Source organism: Psychrobacter sp., assembly GCF_018260395.1.
Lineage (GTDB): Bacteria > Pseudomonadota > Gammaproteobacteria > Pseudomonadales > Moraxellaceae > Psychrobacter.
The window spans coordinates 9,585-11,953 of sequence record NZ_JAGLBC010000075.1; the positions used below are offsets into that span (position 1 = coordinate 9,585).

Consider the following 2,369-nt stretch of genomic DNA (forward strand, 5'->3'; position numbering starts at 1 on the left):
TTATCTAGTTAGGTTAAGGACTTTAGATATTTGTATTGATTGGCTGTTTTTATTTATGGCTTAAGCTTTACGATTTAATTTTGAAATTTATCAATCTCACCGGTTAAATAACCTAGAAAGTCATCACCATTATTCATTAGGGCTTTTAGCTTATCAGGATTAACCAGTCGGGCAAGTTCTTCTTCAGTAAATAACTGCTCTTCAGGCGATAATTGACGTAAAGGTTCGCGGCTTTGGGTTAACTCAAGAGTTTGTAAATAACGGTCTACATTTTCTGCACTAGAATAATTAGGTGTGGGTTTAGATGTCGATTTAGGCAGCTGTTGGAGTGTTATATTAAGCGTCTGTTTAGTAGACTTTGTCATGAAAACCACCGTATCTTATTTGGGGTAATTAGCGCATTAAGTGGCACATCCCAAGGCTGAGTTTCAAGCTTATTGATTACTTGGAATTCGTAACACCATCCGACCCTTAAAGGATGCTTGCGATGATTTGTAGAGCTACTATATTGGTATGAATTAGCTAGCGTGGTGTCATAAAAGCCGCCGCCCATGCCCATGCGATTGCCTTGCTCATCTGCAGCTACTAAGGGACAGATAATAAGGTCCAACTCATTGAAGGATATTAGGTGACGGTTTTTGGACTCTTTCATACCAAAACTGTGACGTACGGTAGGGATGGCGCTTAACTTATGATGATAAATAGGCACAAAGCGCATGTGTTTGTTATCACGACCTAAGGTATTGATAACTGGCAAGTACGCTTGATAGCGCATTAGCTGACACCATTTTAAAATCGGCTGAGTGGGCAGCTCACCAAAGTCATCCAAATATATCCCCACTTTGGCGCCTTTTGGCAGGCGAGGAGTGAGTTTGGCTAAATATTGACTGGCATAGGTACTGGCCATGCGTCGTTGCTGTGCAGTCAATAGTCGACGTTGACGATTAATTTCACGTCTAGAAGGATTAGTGGTCATAGTTTCATTTATAATAGATGCGGGTTAAATGAATAATATAGCGTTTACGAACATGGCCAAATGCGTTTGGTGATAAGTCATGATATCATAATTGGGTTTTATTATTTTGCCCTTGCCTCATTGCATGTTGAGAAATTCATGTTCTTTAAATCATAACAAAATTTTTAGATTATATATCAATAATAGGAGACATCATGTCAACTCGTATAGAAAAAGATACCATGGGTAATGTTGAAGTTCCAGCTGATGCTTATTGGGGTGCTCAAACTCAGCGTAGCCGTGAAAACTTTAAAATTGGTGGCGAAACTTTACCACGTCCAATGATTGAAGCAATGGCATTGGTTAAAAAAGCAGCAGCTATTACTAACGCAAGCCTTGGCCGTATCGAAGAGAGCCAGCGTGACCTAATTATTCAAGCGGCTGACGAAGTTATCAATGGTGGATTAACAGACCAATTCCCATTAGTCGTATGGCAGACTGGCTCAGGTACGCAGTCAAACATGAACATGAATGAAGTATTAGCCAATCGCGCCAATGAAATCGCTGGTTCAGATCGTGGTACGTATAAACCTATCCACCCTAATGACCACGTAAACCATGCTCAGTCTACCAACGACAGCTTCCCGACGGCTATTCGAGTTGCTGCAGCACGACAAATCAATAGCTTACTAATCCCAGCGGTCACAGCGTTACGTGACACATTAGACAAAAAAGCTAAAAAGTTTGACAGCATCGTAAAAATCGGCCGTACCCATTTACAAGATGCAACGCCGTTAACCTTAGGTCAAGAATTCAGCGGTTATGTTAGCCAGCTTGATCATGCCTTAGTGCGTATCGATAATGCTTTACAAGGCTTATATGAGCTACCATTAGGCGGCACTGCAGTAGGAACAGGTCTAAACGCTCACCCTGACTACGCTGTAAAAGCGGCTGAACAGCTATCGACGCTAACGGGCCTACCTTTTAAAACTTCACCAAACAAATTTGAAGCCTTAGCCGCTCGTGATGCTGAAGTATTCGCTTCTGGTGCGCTTAAAACATTGGCAGCCAGCTTAAACAAAATTGCCAATGATGTACGCTGGTTAGCCTCTGGTCCACGTTGTGGTCTAGGTGAGCTTACCATTCCTGAAAATGAGCCAGGCTCATCAATTATGCCAGGTAAAGTTAACCCAACACAGTCTGAAGCCATGACCATGGTCGTAGCCCAAGTAATGGGTAATGATGTAACTATTGGTATGGCAGGCGCATCTGGTAACTTCGAGCTAAACGTATTCAAACCGGTTATTGCCTATAATTTACTACAGTCTATTAAGCTATTAGGTGATGCGTGCAACAGCTTTAATGAGAACTGTGCGGTTGGTATCGAGCCAGTTAAAGAGAAAATTGATGATTT

General features: G+C 41.8%; 3 protein-coding genes. 1 reads left to right on the plus strand and 2 read right to left on the minus strand.

Features of this window, described 5'->3' with window-relative positions:
• Positions 1-74: 74 nt before the first annotated feature.
• Together QZ265_RS06935 and QZ265_RS06940 are read right to left on the minus strand one after the other, a co-directional pair.
• Positions 75-365, minus strand: a complete 291-nt coding sequence (locus tag QZ265_RS06935) for a hypothetical protein (RefSeq protein WP_296404714.1) — start codon at positions 363-365, stop codon at positions 75-77.
• Positions 362-976, minus strand: coding sequence for a 5-formyltetrahydrofolate cyclo-ligase (locus QZ265_RS06940; RefSeq protein ID WP_296404715.1), 615 nt, complete (start codon positions 974-976; stop codon positions 362-364). The genes QZ265_RS06935 and QZ265_RS06940 overlap by 4 nt, the downstream gene beginning before the upstream one ends.
• Positions 977-1,170: 194 nt before the next feature.
• Here QZ265_RS06940 and QZ265_RS06945 point away from each other — a divergent pair.
• Positions 1,171-2,369: class II fumarate hydratase (locus tag QZ265_RS06945; protein WP_296404717.1), on the plus strand; the 1,199-nt coding region annotated here is incomplete at its 3' end.